Below are 20,476 nucleotides of genomic sequence, written 5' to 3' on the forward strand. Positions count from 1 at the left end.
TCATCAAATACTTTAATATTTAGATAGTAGCGTATTGTTTTCTGATTGATTTAATCAAAAATAACGGATATTATCCTTCGTAAAATGTTAATTGAGAATTGAGTATATAATTTGGCGGCGCATTTGACGCAACATAAAAATCAAGGAAATTTGATTGATTGCTCACCTCTTCATCTTGAATCGGAATTCTAATTTGAAGAATTTCAGAAGCTATAAAACTAATCGGAACAAGTTTCTGTATTTTGACAGTTTGCTTTTCTACAAACTTATCCGAATAAGAAATATCCTTACAACAATCGTCTTTTTTAGATTTATTGCTTTCTGGTAATTCGCAATGTTTTTTTTCTGTTTTTGAAGGACAGCACGAAGTAGAAACTTCCATTTCGTGTGAATTATTATCCAAATGATTCAACTTCACTTGCTCAACCACTCCTTGACAAAAGTGCATAGAAAATGCGTAGCTAAGATTTGAAAAAATCAAAACCAACGACAAAACATACTTTATGTACTGTTGCATTTTCATGTTGGACAAAAATAAACAAAAAATTCAAATCAAAACAAACTGAAATTTATATCATTTTCCAAGTTTATTATAGAATTTTCAGTTTTTATCATTTTATCTTTTTGCCTGTTTATTGGTCGGAATATTAATAATTCCAGAACCATTTACCAGCGATTTATTGTTCTCGTTGACAACTTTCAAAACGACTTCAAAATCTTGCCAATCTATTCCTTGCAAAGTCACTAAACCTATTGCTTTATCAATCGATTTTATTTTAAATCCTTTATCCGGAAAATCTTGTCCATCAACAATAGGATCAAATCCCAAACCAATTTCTGGCTCAACTTTATAAGCAGAATCTTGTACAAATTTGTATCGATCTTTAAAACTTTGCGTCAATAATTCGTTTTGTTTAATATACTCATCTTGATTTATTTTTCCAATTGTATCCATGATATAATCAACATAATTATTCATAAAATCAAGCGCAACATTATAATTAACATCTGATGATTTAACCGAATCTTTCACTTCACTTTCAACTTTATTTTCCGTTGATGAACTAGATGAATTATTAGAATTACAACTTGTAACAAAACTTAATAATAGAATAGGAAGAATATTTTTTTTCATAAGGTTATCATTTTTTAATGATTTAAAAGTATGTTTTTTTGATTGAAATTGAAATAATCCGAATGATAAAATCAATCATTCCGCTAATAATCTTCTCAAAAATTAGAATAAGTGCTTAAAGCCTTACGATTTTATTAAAATATACCTCAATAGTCGTCAAAAATCACTAAAATTGCACTTTAAATAAGAACACACAATTAATTATGTCAGAAGATATTTTCAAGAAAGTAGTTTCTCATGCGAAAGAATATGGTTTCATTTTTCAATCGAGTGAGATTTATGATGGATTATCAGCCGTTTACGATTATGGTCAAAACGGAGCTGAGCTAAAAAATAACATCAAACAATATTGGTGGAAAGCAATGGTACAAATGAACGAAAACATTGTCGGCATTGATTCTGCTATTTTTATGCACCCTACTACTTGGAAAGCTTCGGGCCACGTTGACGCGTTTAATGATCCTTTGATTGATAACAAAGATTCTAAAAAACGTTACCGTGCCGATGTTTTAATTGAAGATCATTGTGCAAAAATTGAAGGTAAAATCGAGAAAGAAGTTACAAAAGCTGCAAAACGTTTCGGAGATGCTTTTGATAAAGATCAATTTATTGCGACAAATCCTCGTGTTGTAGAATATCAAAATCAAATCAATACAATTTTAGCACGCATGGGAAAATCTTTGGAAAACGAAGATTTAGATGACGTAAAAGCTTTGATTGAAGAATTAGAAATTGCTGATCCTGTAACTGGTTCTAAAAACTGGACAGAAGTTCGTCAATTCAACTTGATGTTCGGAACAAAATTAGGAGCGACAGCTGATCAAGCAATGGATTTATATTTGCGCCCAGAAACGGCTCAAGGTATTTTCTTAAATTACTTGAACGTACAAAAATCTGGACGTATGAAATTACCTTTCGGAATTGCTCAGATTGGTAAAGCTTTCCGTAATGAGATTGTTGCACGTCAATTTATTTTCCGTCAACGTGAGTTTGAACAAATGGAAATGCAATTTTTCGTAAAACCTGGAACTGAGTTAGATTGGTACGAAAAATGGAAAGAAACGCGTTTACGTTGGCACCAAACATTAGGTTTAGGAAATGATAATTACCGTTTCCACGACCACGAAAAATTAGCGCACTATGCAAATGCTGCTGCTGATATTGAGTTTAAATTCCCATTCGGATTCAAAGAATTAGAAGGAATTCACTCTCGTACAGATTTCGATTTGAAAGCACACGAACAACATTCAGGCAAAAAAATTCAATATTTTGATAACGAAACAAACGAATCGTACACACCTTACGTGGTAGAAACTTCTGTAGGTTTGGATCGTATGTTCTTAGCAGTTTTCTCAAATTCATTGAAAGAAGAAGTTTTAGAAGATGGATCAGAACGTGTTGTATTGTCTTTACCAGCTGCATTAGCACCAATTAAAGCGGCTGTTTTACCATTAGTGAAGAAAGATGGTTTACCAGAATTAGCGAAAGAAATTTTGAAAAAATTACGTTTAGATTACAACGTAATGTACGAAGAAAAAGATACGATCGGGAAACGTTATCGTCGTATGGACGCAATTGGAACTCCTTTCTGTATCACTGTTGACCACGATTCGTTAAACGATAATTCTGTTACATTACGTTACCGTGATACAATGGAACAAAAACGTGTTAATATTGATGAATTAGCTCAAATTATCGACAAAGAAGTAAACATGAAATATCTTTTTGAACAATTATAAAAAGAATATTTTTTCAATACAATAATACTAAAGCTCAGAAATTTCTGAGCTTTTTTTATTTTTATTAAAATTTTTAACAATTTGGCAAAGCTTTTGATTTTAATTGGATATATTAATCTAAAAAATACAAATTATGGGCTTTATTATTAATCTTTTGGTATCAGCATTAGTTGTTTTCGGACTTGCTAACATTTTACCTGGAGTATCTGTGAAAGGATATGGTTCTGCGATTATTGTTGCACTTGTTATTGGACTTTTAAACGCTTTTGTAAAACCAGTTTTAAACTTTATTAGTTTACCTGTAACAATCTTAACATTAGGATTATTTTCTTTTGTGATTACAGCAATCATTATCTTATTAGCAAGTGCAATTATGGGAGATAGTTTCCATGTGGACGGATTCTGGTATGCATTATTATTTGGTATTGTTTTAGCGATTGTCAATTCTTTAGTTGGAGGAATGATGGGAGACTAATTTATACAAATTACTACATATAAAAAGCTGTCCAATTTGGACAGCTTTTGTACTTTATAAAGGTTTATTGAGGATAAAATTTTATTTGCTCAAAAATATAATTGTAATGTTTTTTAAGAAGATCAACCAATTGTTTCAATTCTGACTCTTCCCACTTATTCTGAAACATTTCATCATGAATTAACACAACTATATTATTCTTTGTAAAGGTTTTATTCGATTCTAATTGATTAACAATTTGTTTATAAATCGCTTGAACAGATTGCACTGGTGTTCCATCTTTTGCATGATGCGCCCATTCCAAATCCCAACCAATAACCTTATAACCCAACTTTGCTAAACCATCAGCCGTTTGTACTCCTGAAGCTCCATCATTCTTCGATTTCCCATCCAATCTCCACATATTTCTTCCAGGTAAACGAACAATTTTATCTTGTAATTTTAAGGTCGATTGATTTTTCAAAATATCCGCAACCGACGTTTGCTCGTTACTATAAAACTTTTTGTACTGATCATTTGCATGCGTCCAACTATGATTACATTCTTCGATATACGGATTATCTTCGTAATATTTAAAATAATCCGTCATTGTTTTATTTTTCTCCACATGTTCTCCAACAAGAAAAACAGTCACTTTTAACTTCTCATTTTTGAAAACCTCATCAATATTTTCACTTCCATTCAAAGGTCCATCATCAAAAGTTAAATAAATGTATTTCTTCACAGAATTACTCGTTTTCTGCGCAAACAAACTTGTCGAAAAGCTTAATAAAAAAACACTCAAAAGTGTCATTACTTTTTTATTCCATATCATTTAAGGTAGTTTTTAATGAATTAAATGTATAAAAGAAATTTTATTTTTTATATTTTTCTAACGCTTTTTCTAATCGTTTTTTGATTCTTTTTTTCAGTAATCTCGGCGCGAGAACTTCTATTTCTTCTCCAAATCCTAAAAGCTCTCGTTCCAACTCAAAATTATGTACAACTTCTATCGAAAATAAAGTTCCTTCATCCGTCACTTCCAATACTTTTTGCGTCGCATGAATTGGTTTTGTTACCACATAAGGCGCCAATTTTTTATTCACACGAAAAACAACACGCTGCTCTCTTTCTTTCACACTTTTCGTTACGCCAATCGCATTGTTGTAATACGCATCAAAATTAATTTCTTGTTCATCTACAAAAGGTTCATTTGCCAATTCATAAAACTCAACTATTCTATCCAAAGCCAGCGTATACAAATTTTTATCTTTTCTAGATTTAGCCAATAAAAACCAACGATTACGATATTCTTTCAACAAATAAGGATAATAAACTTGTTGTTTTGGCTCTTTGCTTTTTGAAGTAAAAGATTGATAGGAAATCAGCAAAGGTTGCTTCTTCACAATTGCTTGATACAAACGATTCAAATGCTCCAAACCTTTTAATAATGGATTTTCTTCGAACTGAATATAATTTGGCTGTTGATGAGTTTGCTTGGATAAATTATTTTCGAGACGAGTAATAATCTCGTTCATATCATCAAAATAATTAAAACCATTCAATTGTTTCATCACCGAAATCACTTCTTTCATTTTATCTAAATCAGCAGACGAAACAGGCGAATTATGAATCGAATAATCATGATCTTCATATTCATAAAACTTTTTTTCTCGAACAACAATTGGCGCATTATAACCCAATTTATCACTGCGCATCACTTGTATATCGCCTTGAATTGTACGTTTCGAAACACCAGAAGTTATTCCTTCGTATTCATACAATGCTTCCGAAACTTTTTCTATCAAATCTTCTAATGTCCATTTTCTGAAATGATTTTGAAGACATTTATCGATCGTTTGATAACGAATCAATGCAATTTTATTGGTTGCCATAGTTGATTTCTTTGTTCAATACTACAAATTTCAAATCAAAGTACGCAATCTATTTGCGTAGAAATTTTTATTTCAACTTTTATTCAAAATATTTTCAACACAAAAGTCTCTATTCATCGTCATTTACAAATTATTTTGAAAAAATATTTTATTGCGCAATTCATTCGCACACTTCTACTCCAACTTTGTCAAAGGTTTAATAACCAAACGATTTTAATTGTTCCTTGACAAATGTTTCAGTATAGCATTGTAGTAGAAAATGTTTCATCACTTCTATTCTGAATAATTAAAATCTCCAGCGGATGGGTCGTAGGTTCGATTCCTACTTTCAGGAAACTGAAATAGCTCAGTGGGTAGAGCAATTCACACAGACTTTTAATCTGTTTATCGCCCGAAAGGGTACCATTGGAAACAAAAAGCTAAAAAAGTTTTCTTTTCGAATAGAAAATTTATTTCGTAGAAATGAATTTGAAATGAGATCAAAAACTTGCTTAAAACCTGAATTTGAAACTTTAGTTGATGATTGATTTCAAAGTTTAAATTAAAATATCAAGTCAAAATGATTTGAAAAAAAGTTGTAAAAACAAGAAATCAAAATAAGCTGCTCAAACTTCAAATTCCGTTTTGAAAAAGGAAAATGATTTAGCTTTTTTAATTAGAAATACAGTCATCCTGAACTCGTTTCAGGATCACATAAAATAGAGAATGAGAAGCTGAAATAAATTCAGCTTGACAAAAAAAATTAAAGATTCTTCGACAAAGGAGAAATATAAAATAGTAAAAACCTATAAAAATAATAAAATGAAAAAATTAGCAATTAACAACCAAGAAATTGGAATCTATATCAAAAACAACGAAATCGAAAAAGTTTACACAAAAGGAAATTATTGGATTTTGTTCAATAAAAACATCGAAAAATTGAACATCAACGAAATAATTGATGAAAAATACCACACAATCTTTTTAGAAAATGAAACATTGAAATCGATGGTAGATTTTATCGAAGTTTTACATAACGAAGTGTTGATTATTTACAAAAACAATCAAATCTATAATTCATTTTATAATAAAAATGTAATGATTTGGAAAAATTCGACTCAATTAAAAGCTGTAAAGTTTGATTTGAATTCTACTGAAGAAATTAAAAATTTAACAAAAAGAGAAATTGATATTTTGAGAAAAGCTGGTGCAATTCGTATCATTTCTGTTGCGTCATATTTCGAAGGAATTTTGTTTAAAGACAATGAATTTGATTCAGTTTTAAAAGCTGGTGAATACCAATTTTACAACAACGAAACAAAAATTTCGATGGTTTCTTTTGATATGCGTCCGCAAACAATTGAAATTTCGGGACAAGAAATTTTGACAAAAGATAAAGCTCAATTGCGAATCAATTTTATGGTAAATTATCAAATTATTGATTTGTTAAATGCTTATCAATCGAACAAAGATTTCGAAAAAATGATTTATCAAGCGATTCAATTAGGTTTGAGAGAGTTTATTGGAAACATGAATTTTGACGATTTGATGTCGGATAAAAATTCGGTAACGAATTATATCATTCAAAAATATCAAGCTCAATTCCAAGAAATTGGTCTAAAATTGATTGACGCAGGTATGAAAGACATTATTCTTCCTGGAGAAATAAGAGAAATTATGAACCGCGTTTTGATTGCCGAAAAAACGGCTCAAGCCAATTCGATTACACGTCGTGAAGAAACTGCTTCGACAAGAAGCTTGTTGAACACTGCGAAATTGATGGAAGAAAACGAAACGTTATGGAAATTGAAAGAGATGGAATACATCGAAAAAATTGCCGATAAAGTGGGAGAAATCTCAATTTCTGGCGGATCGAATGTGTTAAATGAACTAAAAACAATGTTTACGAAATGAAACCAATCATTATAAATAAATTAAAAGAAATAGAAGATAAATATAACATCAAAATTCTTTTTGCTGTAGAATCCGGGAGCCGCGCTTGGGGCTTTCCTTCTACTGACAGCGATTACGATGTTCGATTTATTTACAAACGAAAAATTGAAGATTATCTCAAAATTGATTCAATTGACGATTTTATTGATTTAGAAATTGTAGATGAACTGGATTTTAAAGGTTGGGATATTCAAAAGGTTTTGCGCTTGATGTTGAAATCAAATTCGAGTATCAACGAATATTTACAATCTCCGATTCATTATATTTCTGATGAAATTTTCGAAAAAGAATTGTTTGATTTAGCTGCTTCACAATTCAATTCTCAAAAAGTTGCAATGCATTATTTAGGAATTACAACAAAGCGAATGATTGAAATGGAACATCAAAATGAAATTAAACTCAAAAGTTTGTTTTATGCGTTACGTTCGGTTCTTTCAGCGAAATGGATTGTAGAAAATAAAACAATTCCTCCAATGGAATTTGAAAAATTAAAACATTTAATCGGAAATAAAACAATCGAAAATAAAGTAGATAAATATCTTGCAATCAAATCAAATGTTGATGAAAGTTTTAAAATTTCGAAGAATGATGAACTTTTCAATTGGTTAACTAATTTGAAAACTGAATTAAAAATTGAATCTGAGAAATTATCGAGAATTGAATTTGATAAAAACAAAATCAATGCATTTTTCATTAAAACCGTAACAAAATGAAACTAACTATAGAAGATCTAAAAAGTCAAAACTTGATTTTATTTGAATGTATAAGCGGAAGCAAAGCCTATAATTTGGCAACTAAAAGTTCGGACACTGATATTCGTGGCGTTTTTTATTTACCAAAAAATGAGTTTTATGGTTTCGAATATCAAGCACAAATTAGCAACGAAACCAATGATATTGTGTATTATGAAATTGGACGATTTATTGAATTATTATTAAAAAATAATCCGAGTTGTTTAGAAATTTTAGCGACTCCAGAAGAATTTATTTTGTATAAATCGCCTTTGTTAGATGAATTGAATTATAAAGATTTTATCACTTCGGAAGTTGAGAAAACATTTGTTGGATATACCTTGAGTCAAATCAAAAAAGCAAAAGGATTGAATAAAAAATTTCTAAATCCAATAGATGAAATCAGGAAAACCGTTCTTGATTTTTGTTATATTATTGATGACAACAAAACTATTTCTTTCGCTGATTGGATGAGTTCAAATTCTTACAAACAAGAATTTTGCGGGCTAAGTAAAATCAATCATTCAAAAGATTTATTTGCTCTTTATTACAATGAAAAATTGAATTATAAAGGAATCGTAAAAGATGAAAATAATGATAATATTCGTTTGAGTGAAATTCCGAAAAATGAAAAACCAATTGCCTATTTCATTTTCCAAAAAGACGAATATTCCACTTATTGTAAGCAATACAAAGAATATTGGGATTGGATGAAATTGCGAAATGAAGAGCGTTACACAACAAATATTGCACATGAAAAAAATTATGATAGTAAAAATATGATGCACACGATTCGCCTATTAAAAGTAGCGAAAGAATTAGTGGAAACCGGAAATCTAAATGTAAAACGAACAGAAGATCGTGACGAATTATTAGCGATAAAAAATGGAGATTTCTCTTATGAAGAAGTAATCGAAAAAGCTGAAAATTTACGACGAGAAATTGAAGAAAAATCTAAACTAGAATTTCTTCCATCCAAAATAAACTCTTCGAAAATAGAAAAATTTTTAATCAACCTTAGAACCAAATTATATGAAAACAACTGAACAACAAAATAAACCAATCAATGGAAATGATTTGATTGCCTTGGGTTATCCTGAAAACGAAATTTTAGGAATTGCCTTAAAAATCAACAAAAAAAGAAATGGTTATACAAAAGCCGAAATGCTTGATAAATATGCGCAAGTTTTGTCTTTGCCACAAGATTTTTTAGAAGATAAAATTTTCAAAACTCTTGCAAAAGGCTTTATCGATAGAATTCATTTACCTCAACAAGATGAAAACTTGATTGAATTGAATGAAAATCCAACCGATTTTAAAATTTATGGAGCAGAAAAAATTGAGGACGGCGCTTTGGAACAAATGAAAGTCGCTATGAAACTTCCTGTTACCGTTGCTGGCGCAATTATGCCGGATGCACATCAGGGTTATGGATTACCGATTGGCGGAGTTTTAGCAACAAAAAATGCGATTATTCCTTATGGTGTCGGCGTTGATATTGGATGTAGAATGGCTTTATCGATTTATGATTTACCTGCTTCTCATTATTTTGAACATCACGATTCATTAAAAGAAACTTTGATAAAAAATACAAAATTTGGTGCAGGACATGGTTTTCATGGTCAATACAAAGCAGAACATCAGATTTTGGATGATGCAAAATTCGAGACGAATTCATTTATTCAGAATCTAAAAGATAAAGCATGGTCGCAATTGGGTTCTTCTGGTGGAGGAAATCATTTTGTAGAATTTGGTTTGATTGATTTCAAGGAAGATGATGAAAAATTGAACATCAAAAAAGGTTCATATTTAGCGTTATTAACGCATTCTGGATCGAGAGGTTTTGGTGCTACAATTGCTGGACATTATACAAAGATTGCAAAAGAAATTTGTAAACTTCCGTACAAAGCGCAGAATTTGGCTTATTTGGATTTAGATTCAGCCGAAGGTCAAGAATATTGGATTGCGATGAATTTGGCTGGCGAATATGCTTCGGCTTGTCACGAAATTATTCATCAAAAAATTGCAAAATCAATCGGTGCAGAAGTTTTAGCGAAAGTAGAAAATCATCATAATTTTGCTTGGAAAGAAATTTACAATGACGAAGAAGTAATTGTCCATCGAAAAGGTGCAACGCCAGCTTCTAAGGATATAATGGGAATTATTCCAGGTTCTATGACTGCGCCAGGATTTTTGGTTCGAGGAAAAGGTGAAGAAAATTCTATTAATTCTGCTTCTCATGGCGCTGGTCGACAAATGAGCCGAACACAAGCGATTAAATCATTATCTCAAAATAAGATAAACGATTATTTGATTGATTTTGGAATTACATTAATTGGTGGTGGAAAAGATGAAGCACCAATGGCATACAAAGATATTCATGAAGTAATGGCTGCGCAACAAGATTTGGTTGATGTAGTAGCTACTTTTACACCTAAAATGGTCCGAATGGCAGATGACGGATCGAGAGAAGATTAAAAAAATGCCTGAACAATTGTTCAGGCATTTTATATATTATAGATTAAATCCAATCTTTTGGATGTTTCAAAACATCGACTAATTTATATTCTTCCGAACCTTCTTCTGGCTGATGATTATAATGCCATTGCACATGTTTTGGCAAACTCATCAAAATAGATTCTATTCGTCCATTGGTTTTCAAACCAAACAAAGTTCCTCTATCATGAATTAAATTAAACTCTACATAACGACCTCGTCTAATTTCTTGCCATTCCTTTTGTTCAGCAGAAAATTCATCATTTTTGTGTTTTTCAACAATCGGAATGTAGGCTTCTAAAAATGAATTTCCTACTTCTGTTACAAAATCATACCATTGTTCAACTGTTTTTTCTGAAGTTGGTTTTAGATAATCAAAAAACAAACCTCCTATTCCACGGGCTTCTTCACGATGTGTATTCCAAAAATATTTATCACATTCTTCTTTATATTTCGGATAAAAAGCCGCATCATGCACGTCACAACTTTTTTTACAAATCATATGCCAATGCATCACATCTTCTTCATCCAAATAATATGGTGTCAAATCTTGTCCACCTCCAAACCATTGATCAACGATATTTCCATCTTTATCATACATTTCGAAATATCTCCAATTCGCATGAGTCGTTGGAATATGTGGACTTGTTGGATGAATAACCAAACTCAAACCACACGCAAAAAATTTACCCGATGAAACATTTAACGCTTTTTGCATTGTTTCGGGCAATTCACCATAAACTTTCGAGATATTAACACCAGCTTTCTCAAAAACAGCTCCGTCAGTTAAAACACAAGAAAGACCTCCGCCGCCTTCTTCGCGTTCCCAATTATCTCGTAAAAATTTAGATTTACCATCAACTTCTTCAAGTTTGGCAATAATTATATTTTGTAAGTCTTGTATATATTGAAAAAATTGATCTTTCATCATAAATATTTTTGCAAATATAGAATGATTGATAACGATTCGAAAGAAGATTAATAATTAACTTCTCACAAATGCATATTGAAATGGAACTTTTATAGTGGTTTCTATAAATTGTCCTTCATTATTTTTTGCTGGAATAATTTTATATTTACCTCCTTTAATTCTCTCATTTAACCTAAATAAAGACTTTTCTACAATATCTTTCGTGTCCTCACTTCCTTCAAAATCAGAAATAAAAATTATACCATTTTCATCAAAAATAAAATTGAATTTAGCTTTAAGAAGGTAATTCGTAATTAAGTTTCTCGACCTTAATTCCATGCTTACCATTTTATAAAAATCTTTTCTAAAATTTTGTTTAAAGCATTTATTTAATTCTTCATTTCCCTTCTGTTCAACTTTTTTACAACTCAGATATATCAAAGGAGTTTTATAGGTTCTTGCGAAAACAACATTATGCTAATACAAATAAATATTTCTTCATATTGTTAAAATTAATTCATATTATTTAAAATAATTATTAACAATAACTATTCAAAACATAATTTCAATAAATTATATTTATTAATATAAAAACTTCAAAAACTTAGATATAAAATCACATTTCACTTATAACAAGAGTTTTAACCAATTAAAATCATTTAAACGATTTAATTTTAAATCAAACCAATAGCAACTTAAAAAAGTTATCAACAATATTATTCACAAAAGAAATCTTTCTATACCTTTGCAAAAGAAATTTTATAAAACAAAATATAAATGTCACAAAACGGAATTCCATCGGTTAATTTAGCAGACTTTTTATCTGATGATCCTGCAAGAAAACAAAAATTTGTCAACGAAATTGGTCAAGCATACGAAGAAATAGGATTCGTTGCTTTGAAAGGACATTTTTTATCTGACGAATTAGTTGAAAATTTATATAAAAGCGTTCGCGAATTTTACGCTTTACCTACAGAAACAAAACAAAGTTATGTAGTAGAAGGAATTGGTGGTCAACGCGGTTATACAGCTTTCGGAAACGAACATGCTAAAGGTAGAACTGTTGGTGACTTGAAAGAATTTTGGCATTTTGGACAGTATTTATCTGAAGAAGATAAAGCGAAATACAACTATCCAGAAAATGTTGATGTAAACGAAGTTCCAGGTTTCAACACTTATGGTGAAGAAACATACAAACAATTAGAAAAAACTGGAGTTTACGTTTTACGTGCTTTGGCTTTATTCTTAGGTTTAGACGAGTTTTACTTTGATGATAAAGTGAAAAACGGAAACTCTATTTTGAGAGCAATTCACTATCCTCCTATCACAGAAGAGCCTAAAGATGCAGTTCGCGCAGGTGCTCACGGTGATATTAACTTGATTACATTGTTAATGGGAGCGCAAGGTCGTGGATTACAAGTACAACGTCATGATGGAACTTGGGTTGATGCAATTGCTGCTGACGACGAATTGGTAATTAATGTTGGTGATATGTTATCTCGTCACACAAACAACAGATTAAAATCGACAATTCACCAAGTGGTTAATCCGGAGAAAGAATTATGGGGAACATCTCGTTTTTCTATTCCATTCTTTATGCACCCAGTTTCTGAAATGGATTTATCTGTTTTAGAAGATTGTGTAACAGAAGAAAATCCAAAACAATTTGAAGATATTACAGCTGGAGATTTCTTGACTCAGCGTTTAAGAGAAATTGGTTTAATTAAATAAGCCATATTTAATCTATTATTTCATAAAAAAGAGAGTTGATTTCGTCAACTCTCTTTTCGTTTACATGCCTCTTACGTACATGTTGTAGTTAAAAATATCCAAACACAACAAGGTGTATTTATAATCATTTTTATTGATATCCACTTCCAAAACTGGATCCGAATTATAAAATCTAATTTTTAGATTATCATTCTTATCCAACAATAAATAAATGGAAGAAATCGTTGGACGAATATCATTCATCCAATTTTTCAAAGATTCTTTTGAATCTTTAATCAACTCAAATTTTTGAAAATATTCTTGAAAAAAATTCTCCAAACGTTGCACTTGTGTCAAACGATCCAATTCACGATATAAGTCAATAAAAACACATAATTTTTCGCGCTTTGGACAAACACACGGATACGGGTGTTCGCCATTATAAAACCATCTCTGCCACTTTTTACAAGACGTCTCTTCTATCGCTTTCTCAAATTCATCTTCATACTTTAAAAGCCACCAATTCATACGGCAAATTCGTAAATTACCTTTTGATAATTGCAAAAGCTCGTCTATATAAGCGCTAACGTTTAACATCAATTAAAAATTTGAGTCTTGCTAATTTACAATTTTTCTGATTGAATTTTAATGTTTTAAGAATAATTTTTCAAATTTTAGAATCTTAAATTGCTCATCAAATAAAACGTTATAAAAGAACATTTTTTCCTTCATCATTTTATTTTTCATTTGCACATTTCGAACTGGAATTAAGACATTAAATTGAAATTTTCTATCTTTTTCAAAATGATTAACAGCCGCATAATAAATCAAATTGTACCACGAATCAATTGGTGCATAAATTCCATAAAAGTCAGGATATAGCGCATCTTCTTCATCTTTGTAAACATTGGCAATCGAATAATTATCAATCTCAAATTTAGAAACACATTTGTAGGTTGTTAACTTAGAACAAATTGAAGTGTCTTGTACATATTTTACCGAATCCAATTTCAGTCCAAATTCGTCCATTTTATAATCTTCAAACTTATTAATTGTAGGATCTACCACAATTTTTTTGTTCGGAAATTCTAAACTTTGTTTTTGGATATCTTGTGAAATAGTATCGTATATTTTAGCTCGAATTTGATTTGGGTTAACATTTTGCGCATCAACAAATAACACAATATGTAAGGAAAAAACCAATAAAAAAAGTCTCATTTTGGCGTTTTTGGTTTAAAATTTGTTTAAATTTATGAAGTCTTTATGATTCAAAATCAAATTTAGTTGAAAAGATTTCAAATCTTATCATTTTATCATCTTTTCGTAAATAAATAGTTAAAAAGGTGTTAAAGTACGTTTTCACGTAATTACATTTTAACTATTATTGTTTATTTTTAATGAATTAATATAAAGTTTAATATCCGACAACAAACGATTGTTATAAATATTTTTTATATCTATTATAAATAAAATCTTTTACAATTTCTCCAAATAAGACATAAAAGTTAGACATTTGCAGTGTCAAATAATTTATTCATAGATAGTAAGACAAAGAGTAACAACGAGTATAACGAAATTGATTTATGAAGTTTGAAATTACTCGCACTCTTTTTACTTTTTAGAGTTTTTTATAGTAGTTTAGGTTGGTTAGTAATCCGTTCACTTTGAACGGATTATTTTTTTATAGCTTATTTATAAAATCTTTCAACAAATTATATACTTTTTCGGAGTAACTCAAATCCAAACTTTCATCTGTATCATTGGGATCATGATAAAATCCTTTTCCTCCTAATGTGTAAATAAAAAACGACGGAACTCCTTTTAGATAAAACGGGCAATGATCAGAATTACATGATTCTCCTCGAGTTTTAACTTCTTTTAGATATTTATTTGTTAGATTTAATTCAACTAATTTTTCAAATTGATTTTTAAAAACTTTACCATTCACAACCTGAATTCCCTGATCTCCAGCCCCCATAATATCTAAATTTACCAGAAATTTGATTTGACTTAATGGAAAAAGTGGATGATTGACATAATAATCTGCACCTAAAATCCCCGCTTCTTCACCAGCAAAAGCCATAAAAACCGTTCTGTAATTAGGTTGATGTTTCGAATAATGCTTCATTAGCGTCATCATCATCGCTGTTCCGCTCGCATTATCACTCGCTCCAGGAAAAATAGTTTGTCCAACTTTCCCTAAATGATCGTAATGAGCAGAAATCACGACAACACTATCATTGTTCTTTCCGTCAATGTAACCAATTACATTATTTGCCTCGAATGAATTATTTAATTCTGAATCAATAAAATAATCGTTTATTTTTAAATTTTTAGAATAAAATTTATCTGAAATAATAAATTCTGAAATCGAAGATTGTCGTTGACTCAAACTTGACGTTAATTTATCTGAAGTAAATCGAAAAATTGCCTGATTTTGATTCTCATCTTTCTCATAAATATTCGCCCATTGTTTATAATATTTTTGAATAGAATCTACAGAAGTCGCTAAAGACGGCAAAATAATATGTTTTCCTTTTTGCGATTCATCATCTTTCACAATAAAATGTCTCGTTTTATCTTTCGATTGAAAAGATTCGATATAGGCTTTTGTGTCAAAAATATAAAAAGGTAAATTCGCTTTCGAAATTGATTTAGAACTTGGTTTTACGATAAAATCAATTCCATATTTCAATTCTTTTCCATTAATTTTCAGTTTTGCGTCTTTGATAATATTAATCGGAAAAGTAAAATTTTGTTCATAATTCGAGGAAAAAGATTTCAATCCATTTTTTTGAAATTCGTTTTGTAAATAAATTCCAGCATTTGTCATTCCATTTTCTACATAACCTCTACCAGCAAACGAATTTGACGTAAGCGAATCTAAAATTGTTTTAAAATATTTTTGATCAAAGGTTTGCGCATTTCCGATTGCAATTGCAAAACACGAAATCAAACCAAATAATATCATTTTTATCTTCAGCATTTTAATCATTTTATCGTTCAAAAAATATTCTATTCTAAGATAATTATCATTTTAACAAAAAAAATCAATTATCTGTATTAAGTCAACAACAAATTTAAAAAATCTTTAAAAAGTAAATCAAATTAATACTACTATAAATTTTATATCTTGCATTATTAAGTTATCATAATAAAAACAACAAATCACAATTAAATGAAAGAAGTCGTAATCGTTTCAGCTGTTCGTACAGCAATGGGATCTTTTTTGGGAAGTTTATCTAACGTTCCAGCTACAGATTTAGGCGCAACAGCTATTAAAGGAGCTTTAGATAAAATCAACTTAGATGGATCTTTGGTTGATGAAGTATATATGGGAAATGTATTGCAAGCTGGTGAAGGACAAGCACCTGCTAAGCAAGCAATGATAAAAGCAGGTTTACCAAATACGATTCCTGCAACAACGGTAAACAAAGTTTGTGCTTCTGGTATGAAAGCTGTGATGTTTGCTACGCAAGCGATTCGTTTGGGTGATGCAGATGTTGTAGTTGCTGGAGGAATGGAAAACATGTCGATGGTTCCTTTTTATTCGACAAATGCAAGAACTGGAAATAAATACGGAAATACGGTTTTGTTAGATGGAATTGTGAACGATGGTTTGCAAGATTACTACAGCAAAGAAATGATGGGACTTTTTGGAGATACTTGTGCAACTGAGTTCAATATTTCTCGTGAAGAGCAAGATGAATTTGCAATTAATTCTTACAAAAAATCTGCTGCTGCTTGGGCTGCTGGAAAATTTGACAACGAAGTTGTTCCTGTAGAAATTCCTCAACGCAAAGGAGAACCAGTTATTTTTAAAGAAGATGAAGAATATAAAAATGTAAACTTTGATAAAGTTCCAGGTTTACGTGCAGTTTTCTCTAAAGACGGAACTGTAACTGCTGCAAATGCTTCTACAATCAACGATGGAGCTTCTGCTTTAGTATTAATGTCTTTGGACAAAGCAAACGAATTAGGATTAAAACCTCTTGCGAAAGTTATCGCTTATGCTGATGCTTCTCAAGAACCTTCAAAATTTACAACTGCGCCAGCTAAAGCGGTTGAAAAATTATTGAAAAAAGCAAATATGACAGCTGCTGATGTTGATTTTTGGGAATTTAACGAAGCTTTTTCAGTTGTCGGAATTGCAAATACTAGATTATTAAACCTTGATGCTTCTAAAGTTAATGTAAATGGTGGTGCGGTTTCTATCGGTCATCCACTTGGAAATTCTGGATCAAGAATTTTGGTTACATTATTAAATGTTTTAGAGCAAAATGGAGGAAAAATTGGAGGTGCAGCTATCTGTAATGGTGGCGGTGGAGCATCTGCAATGATTATCGAAAAAATTTAATTTTAGATCAAATACACGATGAAAGCGTCTAATCTGTAGACGCTTTTTTATCTTTTGAAATTAAAATACTTGTAAAAAATCTGAAAAACATTCGACATTTATTATAATTGGCTTAAAAACCTTTTCTATATTTGTTGGATTGAACAAACACTTTTGTATGGAATATTTAGAATTTGAACAACCTATCAAAGATTTAGAAGAACAGTTACAAAGCTGTCAAATCGTCGGCGAAGGAAGCGGTGTTAACATCAAACAGGCTTGCGTTGAAATTGAAATTGCAATTGAAAATAAAAAGAAGGAAATCTATGGTAATTTAACACCATGGCAACGTGTACAATTGTCTCGTCACCCTTCTCGCCCTTATACTTTAGACTACGCTTACGCGATCACAGATAACACGTTTATCGAGATTCACGGAGATAGAACTTTTGCTGACGACAAAGCAATGGTTGGTGGTATGGGAAAAATCAATGGTCAAACTTTTATGATTATTGGTCAACAAAAAGGGAAAAATACCAAAGAAAGACAATATCGTCGTTTCGGTATGTCTAATCCAGATGGTTACCGCAAAGCTTTACGATTGATGAAGTTAGCAGAAAAGTTTAATATTCCTGTCTTGACTTTAGTCGACACTCCTGGCGCATATCCTGGTTTAGAAGCTGAAGAAAGAGGTCAAGGTGAAGCTATCGCTAAAAACATCTACGAAATGTTGAAACTTACAGTTCCTATCATTACAATTGTAATTGGTGAAGGAGCTTCAGGTGGAGCATTAGGAATTGGAGTTGGAAACAAAGTTTTCATGTTAGAAAACACTTGGTATTCTGTAATTTCACCAGAAAACTGTTCTACAATTTTATGGAGAAGCTGGGATTACAAAGAGCAAGCTGCTTCGCAAATGAAATTAACTGGTCCTGATATGTTAGAATTAGGATTAATTGAAGATATCATTCAAGAACCGCTTGGTGGAGCACACTACAAACCAGAAGTTGCGTACACAAACTTGAAAAATAAAGTTTTAGATACTTACAACGAATTGAAAAAACTTTCTCCTAAAGAATTACAACAACAACGTCAAGAACGTTACATCAAATTCGGAGAATTTTCAGGATAAAATATTGTTTTACAATAACACTTATTGTAGAATATACGATTTTAAAACGAGATATAAAATTAGTTATATCTCGTTTTTTTATTTAATTTTGGAACTCTTATGGAACAAGCAAATTATAATCCCGAAATACCAGCTAACAAGCACAATGTCATTGGTTTAGAGAAAGGTAAACTTCCTCCACAAGCTGTTGATTTAGAGCAAGCTGTACTTGGCGCGATGATGATTGATAAAAAAGGGTTGGACGAAGTCATTGACATTCTTACACCGCAAGTTTTTTATCGCCCAGAGCATCAGGCGATTTATGCTGTCATTCAAAAATTATTTAACGATTCAGAACCAATTGATTTATTAACGGTTTCAAATGAGTTGAAAAGTGAGGGCAAATTAGATCGTGTTGGAGGTGATTATTATTTGATTCAATTAACGCAAAAAGTTTCTTCTTCTGCGCACGTAGAGTATTATGCTCGTGTAATTCAAGAAAAATATATTCTTCGTCGTTTAATTGAAATTTCGAATCAAGTCATTGAAAAATCTTACGATGACACTGCCGATGTATTTGATTTATTAGATTATTCAGAATCGAAATTATTCGAAATTACAGAAGGTGGAATCAAACGGAGTTATTCGGAAGCAAGAGATTTAGTAACCGAAGCGATTGATAAAATTAAAGCCCAATCTACAAAAGAAGGAATGTCTGGTTTATCTTCTGGATTTACAGAAATTGACAAAATAACTTCGGGTTGGCAAGAATCGGATTTGATTATTTTAGCCGCTCGTCCTGGTATGGGAAAAACCGCTTTTATCCTTTCGATGGCGAAAAATATGACGGTTGACAAAAATATTCCGGTTGCTGTTTTTTCATTAGAGATGTCTTCTGTTCAGTTGATTACACGTATGATTTCAGGTGAAACTGGAATTTCGGGTGAAAAATTGCGTAAAGCAAAATTAGCCGATCACGAATGGAAACAATTATACACAAAAGTAAAAGGTCTTGAAAATGCACCACTTTACATTGACGATACGCCTGCCCTTTCAATTTTCGATTTAAGAGCAAAAGCACGTCGTTTGGTTTCTCAACATGGTGTTAAAATGATTTTGATTGACTATTTGCAGTTAATGACTGCTGGTGGAAAAGCAAATGGAAACCGTGAGCAAGAGATTTCGATGATTTCGCGTTCCCTTAAAGCCATTGCGAAAGAGTTAAGTATTCCTGTTATTGCACTTTCGCAGTTATCTCGTTCGGTAGAAACTCGTGGAGGGAGTAAACGCCCTTTACTTTCGGATTTACGTGAATCTGGAGCGATTGAGCAAGATGCCGATATCGTTTCTTTTATTTATCGTCCCGAATATTATAAATTGGAATATTGGGATGACGAAAGTGAACCTTGTGCTGGACAAGCCGAGTTTATCATTGCTAAACACCGTAATGGTGCGTTAGAAAATGTACGTTTACGATTCATTAATGAACAAGCTAAATTTACCGATTTAGAAACTTCATTTGGTGGAGATTTCGAAATTCAAAGTTCGATGAATGATGGATCTCAAGAAATGGGAAGTGCCATGAATTTATCTGCTATTGATCCTTCTGATGCTTTTGGAGATTTCGGTGGAGAATTCACAAGTTCGATGAATAACGACGACGATAATTTACCGTTTTAGAAAATAATTTTCATTAATAAATATTATCTCAGCTGAATTCATTTCAGCTTTTGATCATTATATTTTTTTATAATAGATAATTTAACGATAATCAACAAACTAGATGTAGAAATCGTTATTTTTTAAATTTATTTTATTAATTATATGTGATTCTGAAACGAGTTCAGAATGGTTTCTGCTACAATTAATTGTTTTATCAAATTTGTCAAGGAATCTAAAACCTTAAACATTTCGAAAATATAAATTTCTGAATTCAGCAAACAATCATCTAGCTTAAATTAATATAAAAACTAAACAATCAACTACATTTGGTTTTATTCAACAAACTATCAGTTTTATTTATCCTA

The 20,476-nt window shown here is 31.0% G+C and carries 19 protein-coding genes; 10 read left to right on the plus strand and 9 right to left on the minus strand.

Translation table 11 applies throughout. The features are described from left to right. Window positions 1-70: 70 nt before the first annotated feature. Together B4A23_RS05125 and B4A23_RS05130 are read right to left on the minus strand one after the other, a co-directional pair. Window positions 71-523 carry an HYC_CC_PP family protein gene (locus tag B4A23_RS05125; RefSeq protein ID WP_291117659.1) on the minus strand — a complete coding sequence of 151 codons (453 nt, stop codon included), beginning with the start codon at window positions 521-523 and terminating at the stop codon, window positions 71-73. A gap of 93 nt (window positions 524-616) precedes the next feature. Beyond that, complete coding sequence (locus tag B4A23_RS05130; RefSeq protein ID WP_291117662.1) at window positions 617-1,135, minus strand: hypothetical protein; 519 nt, start codon at window positions 1,133-1,135, stop codon at window positions 617-619. Window positions 1,136-1,338: 203 nt separating this feature from the next. Here B4A23_RS05130 and B4A23_RS05135 point away from each other — a divergent pair, with 203 nt between their 5' ends. After that, the gene (locus B4A23_RS05135) at window positions 1,339-2,874 is read left to right on the plus strand and encodes a glycine--tRNA ligase (RefSeq protein ID WP_291117665.1); all 1,536 of its coding nucleotides are present in this window, start codon (window positions 1,339-1,341) and stop codon (window positions 2,872-2,874) included. A 133-nt stretch (window positions 2,875-3,007) separates the two neighbouring features. After that, window positions 3,008-3,349, plus strand: coding sequence for a phage holin family protein (locus B4A23_RS05140; protein ID WP_291117668.1), 342 nt, complete (start codon window positions 3,008-3,010; stop codon window positions 3,347-3,349). A 64-nt stretch (window positions 3,350-3,413) separates the two neighbouring features. Here the strand turns inward: B4A23_RS05140 and B4A23_RS05145 are convergent, their stop codons facing one another. Beyond that, window positions 3,414-4,163 carry a polysaccharide deacetylase family protein gene (locus B4A23_RS05145; RefSeq protein ID WP_291117671.1) on the minus strand — a complete coding sequence of 250 codons (750 nt, stop codon included), beginning with the start codon at window positions 4,161-4,163 and terminating at the stop codon, window positions 3,414-3,416. A 40-nt stretch (window positions 4,164-4,203) separates the two neighbouring features. Next, entirely contained in the window at window positions 4,204-5,223 is a 1,020-nt protein-coding gene (locus B4A23_RS05150; protein WP_291117674.1) for a helix-turn-helix transcriptional regulator, read from the minus strand. An 801-nt stretch (window positions 5,224-6,024) separates the two neighbouring features. Here B4A23_RS05150 and B4A23_RS05155 point away from each other — a divergent pair. From B4A23_RS05155 to B4A23_RS05170, 4 genes are read left to right on the plus strand one after another with little or no spacing between them, the layout of a single operon-like run. Then, window positions 6,025-7,116: a slipin family protein gene (locus B4A23_RS05155; protein ID WP_280045990.1), complete on the plus strand. Its 1,092-nt coding sequence runs from the start codon at window positions 6,025-6,027 to the stop codon at window positions 7,114-7,116. Further along, window positions 7,113-7,868, plus strand: a complete 756-nt coding sequence (locus B4A23_RS05160; RefSeq protein ID WP_291117677.1) for a nucleotidyltransferase domain-containing protein — start codon at window positions 7,113-7,115, stop codon at window positions 7,866-7,868. Before B4A23_RS05155 ends, B4A23_RS05160 begins: the two co-directional genes overlap by 4 nt. Beyond that, complete coding sequence (locus B4A23_RS05165) at window positions 7,865-8,932, plus strand: DNA polymerase beta superfamily protein (RefSeq protein ID WP_291117680.1); 1,068 nt, start codon at window positions 7,865-7,867, stop codon at window positions 8,930-8,932. The genes B4A23_RS05160 and B4A23_RS05165 overlap by 4 nt, the downstream gene beginning before the upstream one ends. Next, a complete protein-coding gene (locus B4A23_RS05170) occupies window positions 8,919-10,364 on the plus strand; it encodes an RtcB family protein (RefSeq protein WP_291117684.1) in 1,446 nt (481 codons plus the stop codon). Before B4A23_RS05165 ends, B4A23_RS05170 begins: the two co-directional genes overlap by 14 nt. A gap of 43 nt (window positions 10,365-10,407) precedes the next feature. Here the strand turns inward: B4A23_RS05170 and hemF are convergent, their stop codons facing one another. Continuing rightward, a complete protein-coding gene (gene hemF, locus B4A23_RS05175) occupies window positions 10,408-11,310 on the minus strand; it encodes an oxygen-dependent coproporphyrinogen oxidase (RefSeq protein WP_291117687.1) in 903 nt (300 codons plus the stop codon). Window positions 11,311-11,367: 57 nt separating this feature from the next. Further along, entirely contained in the window at window positions 11,368-11,631 is a 264-nt protein-coding gene (locus tag B4A23_RS05180; protein ID WP_291117690.1) for a hypothetical protein, read from the minus strand. A 438-nt stretch (window positions 11,632-12,069) separates the two neighbouring features. Between B4A23_RS05180 and B4A23_RS05185 the strand changes: the two genes are divergently transcribed. Further along, the gene (locus B4A23_RS05185) at window positions 12,070-13,023 is read left to right on the plus strand and encodes an isopenicillin N synthase family dioxygenase (protein ID WP_115001276.1); all 954 of its coding nucleotides are present in this window, start codon (window positions 12,070-12,072) and stop codon (window positions 13,021-13,023) included. 60 nt (window positions 13,024-13,083) lie between these two features. On the opposite strand, the gene B4A23_RS05190 is transcribed toward B4A23_RS05185, so the two are convergent. The 3 genes from B4A23_RS05190 to B4A23_RS05200 form a co-directional block, all read right to left on the minus strand. Next, complete coding sequence (locus B4A23_RS05190) at window positions 13,084-13,599, minus strand: hypothetical protein (protein WP_286475897.1); 516 nt, start codon at window positions 13,597-13,599, stop codon at window positions 13,084-13,086. Between the two features lie 48 nt (window positions 13,600-13,647). Next, the gene (locus B4A23_RS05195; RefSeq protein WP_291117694.1) at window positions 13,648-14,220 is read right to left on the minus strand and encodes a hypothetical protein; all 573 of its coding nucleotides are present in this window, start codon (window positions 14,218-14,220) and stop codon (window positions 13,648-13,650) included. Window positions 14,221-14,683: 463 nt separating this feature from the next. Continuing rightward, window positions 14,684-15,988, minus strand: coding sequence for a M28 family metallopeptidase (locus B4A23_RS05200; protein ID WP_291117698.1), 1,305 nt, complete (start codon window positions 15,986-15,988; stop codon window positions 14,684-14,686). Window positions 15,989-16,180: 192 nt separating this feature from the next. Here B4A23_RS05200 and B4A23_RS05205 point away from each other — a divergent pair, with 192 nt between their 5' ends. The 3 genes from B4A23_RS05205 to dnaB all read left to right on the plus strand — a co-directional run bounded on the left by B4A23_RS05205 (window position 16,181) and on the right by dnaB (window position 20,129). Then, complete coding sequence (locus B4A23_RS05205) at window positions 16,181-17,359, plus strand: thiolase family protein (RefSeq protein WP_291117701.1); 1,179 nt, start codon at window positions 16,181-16,183, stop codon at window positions 17,357-17,359. A gap of 157 nt (window positions 17,360-17,516) precedes the next feature. Continuing rightward, entirely contained in the window at window positions 17,517-18,470 is a 954-nt protein-coding gene (locus B4A23_RS05210) for an acetyl-CoA carboxylase carboxyltransferase subunit alpha (protein ID WP_038334644.1), read from the plus strand. 99 nt (window positions 18,471-18,569) lie between these two features. Beyond that, window positions 18,570-20,129, plus strand: a complete 1,560-nt coding sequence (gene dnaB / locus B4A23_RS05215; RefSeq protein ID WP_115001280.1) for a replicative DNA helicase — start codon at window positions 18,570-18,572, stop codon at window positions 20,127-20,129. Window positions 20,130-20,476: the final 347 nt, after the last annotated feature.

The sequence above is a fragment of the Empedobacter sp. UBA7248 genome (genome assembly GCF_002472945.1).
Taxonomy (GTDB): domain Bacteria; phylum Bacteroidota; class Bacteroidia; order Flavobacteriales; family Weeksellaceae; genus Empedobacter; species Empedobacter falsenii_C.

Coding starts and splice junctions, on each gene's coding strand:
- B4A23_RS05125 (WP_291117659.1), bottom strand. CDS start 523: ATGAAAATGCAACAGTACATAAAGTATGTTTTGTCGTTGGTTTTGATT.
- B4A23_RS05130 (WP_291117662.1), bottom strand. CDS start 1,135: ATGAAAAAAAATATTCTTCCTATTCTATTATTAAGTTTTGTTACAAGT.
- B4A23_RS05135 (WP_291117665.1), top strand. CDS start 1,339: ATGTCAGAAGATATTTTCAAGAAAGTAGTTTCTCATGCGAAAGAATAT.
- B4A23_RS05140 (WP_291117668.1), top strand. CDS start 3,008: ATGGGCTTTATTATTAATCTTTTGGTATCAGCATTAGTTGTTTTCGGA.
- B4A23_RS05145 (WP_291117671.1), bottom strand. CDS start 4,163: ATGATATGGAATAAAAAAGTAATGACACTTTTGAGTGTTTTTTTATTA.
- B4A23_RS05150 (WP_291117674.1), bottom strand. CDS start 5,223: ATGGCAACCAATAAAATTGCATTGATTCGTTATCAAACGATCGATAAA.
- B4A23_RS05155 (WP_280045990.1), top strand. CDS start 6,025: ATGAAAAAATTAGCAATTAACAACCAAGAAATTGGAATCTATATCAAA.
- B4A23_RS05160 (WP_291117677.1), top strand. CDS start 7,113: ATGAAACCAATCATTATAAATAAATTAAAAGAAATAGAAGATAAATAT.
- B4A23_RS05165 (WP_291117680.1), top strand. CDS start 7,865: ATGAAACTAACTATAGAAGATCTAAAAAGTCAAAACTTGATTTTATTT.
- B4A23_RS05170 (WP_291117684.1), top strand. CDS start 8,919: ATGAAAACAACTGAACAACAAAATAAACCAATCAATGGAAATGATTTG.
- hemF (WP_291117687.1), bottom strand. CDS start 11,310: ATGAAAGATCAATTTTTTCAATATATACAAGACTTACAAAATATAATT.
- B4A23_RS05180 (WP_291117690.1), bottom strand. CDS start 11,631: ATGGAATTAAGGTCGAGAAACTTAATTACGAATTACCTTCTTAAAGCT.
- B4A23_RS05185 (WP_115001276.1), top strand. CDS start 12,070: ATGTCACAAAACGGAATTCCATCGGTTAATTTAGCAGACTTTTTATCT.
- B4A23_RS05190 (WP_286475897.1), bottom strand. CDS start 13,599: ATGTTAAACGTTAGCGCTTATATAGACGAGCTTTTGCAATTATCAAAA.
- B4A23_RS05195 (WP_291117694.1), bottom strand. CDS start 14,220: ATGAGACTTTTTTTATTGGTTTTTTCCTTACATATTGTGTTATTTGTT.
- B4A23_RS05200 (WP_291117698.1), bottom strand. CDS start 15,988: ATGCTGAAGATAAAAATGATATTATTTGGTTTGATTTCGTGTTTTGCA.
- B4A23_RS05205 (WP_291117701.1), top strand. CDS start 16,181: ATGAAAGAAGTCGTAATCGTTTCAGCTGTTCGTACAGCAATGGGATCT.
- B4A23_RS05210 (WP_038334644.1), top strand. CDS start 17,517: ATGGAATATTTAGAATTTGAACAACCTATCAAAGATTTAGAAGAACAG.
- dnaB (WP_115001280.1), top strand. CDS start 18,570: ATGGAACAAGCAAATTATAATCCCGAAATACCAGCTAACAAGCACAAT.